This is a genomic window from Paracraurococcus ruber, assembly GCF_004353985.1.
In the GTDB taxonomy this organism is placed as follows: Bacteria; Pseudomonadota; Alphaproteobacteria; order Acetobacterales; family Acetobacteraceae; genus Paracraurococcus; species Paracraurococcus ruber.
The window spans coordinates 1-1226 of record NZ_SMOA01000584.1; the positions used below are offsets into that span (position 1 = coordinate 1).

Annotated in this window: 2 protein-coding genes; both read right to left on the reverse strand. The window is 76.2% G+C overall.

Annotation, left to right across the window (positions count from 1 at the left end):
* Positions 1–224, reverse strand: a 224-nt coding sequence (locus E2C05_RS31910; protein WP_133223612.1) for a translation initiation factor IF-2 associated domain-containing protein, incomplete at its 3' end; no start/stop codon positions are given.
* A gap of 128 nt (positions 225–352) precedes the next feature.
* Positions 353–1226: RNA-binding protein (locus E2C05_RS31915; protein WP_338045233.1), on the reverse strand; the 874-nt coding region annotated here is incomplete at its 5' end.

The following is a 1226-nucleotide window of genomic DNA, read 5'->3' on the forward strand; positions in this document are numbered from 1 at the left end:
CCGCCGCCGGCGGGCACCGGCGCGGCCGGGCCGGCCGCCTGGCGCGGCGCCGGCGTCACCGTCCGCTTCTTCACCACCTCGACCTGCACGGTCTTGCTGCGCCCGTGGCTGAAGCTCTGGCGGACGCTGCCCGCGTCCACCGTCTTCCCCAGCTCCAGGCGGCCGCCGGCCGGCCGGAGGCTCAGCCTGGTCTTGCCCGTGTCCTGGTCGTTCTGGTCGCTCATTCGTTGGTCCGAACCCGATCCGTCTGCCGTCATGCCACTCTTGCCAAGGGACATGCCCTTGCTGGCATGTCCGGTCCTAGTCCCGGGCGCGGGATGGCGCACCCTCCGTTCCGCTGCTCATTGGCCGCTCATGGGCCGTCTCTCCTCTTGCCGCCCTGCGGCCCGGGGGATCCCAGGTCGCCCTCCGGCGGCGGATCGCTCCAGCCGCCCCGCGGCGGAGCCGTTCTCCTGCCGCCCGGCGGCGAGGACGTGCCCCTGCCGCCCTGCGGCGAGGAAGCGCTCCGGCCGCCCTGCGGCGGGGGGGCCCCGCCGCCGATGCCGGCCAGCCGCGCCGCCTCCACCGCGATCGCATCGGCGAGGCGCCCGGGCGCGATCGCCACATGAACGGCATGGTCCCGGCCGAAAACACCGCCGAGGACCCCTGCCGGCAGCGGTGCGACCACCGGCAGGTCCGACCCGCCGACCAGCCGCGCCCGTTCCGCCGGGCTGCCGTCCGAAGCCTCCACCAGCAGGCCGGCCCTGCCGGTCTGCATCCATTCCCGGACGGTTTCCCGCCCGCAGACCGCCTGGCCGCCCCGCCGGGCGAAGCCGACGAGATCGCGGATGCGGCCCCGAAGGCCATCCTCGATCCGCGCGGCAAGGTCAGGGGGCAGGTGCACGGTCCCGCGTGCCGCCTTCGCGAAGGCGCCGCGCTTGGTCGCGCGTTCTAACACATCGGCCCTGGCCGACAACCACATTCCCCGGCCGGGCAGCTTCCCGGCAAGGTCGGGGACCAGCGCCTGGTCAGGCCCCAGCACGAAGCGGATCATGCGCTCCTTCGGGCCGCTCTCGCGGGTCACGATGCAGCGACGCAGCGGCCCCGTCTCGGCATCCTCGGCCGCATCCGCCGGCGCCGGCGCCGGCGCACCCATTGCCCCGTCTGTGCGGCCGTCCGCACGCTCGTCCGCCGGCTCGCGCCCCGCACCGGCCTGCGCCGCGCCGGCCGGCGCGGGGGCGGCCTCG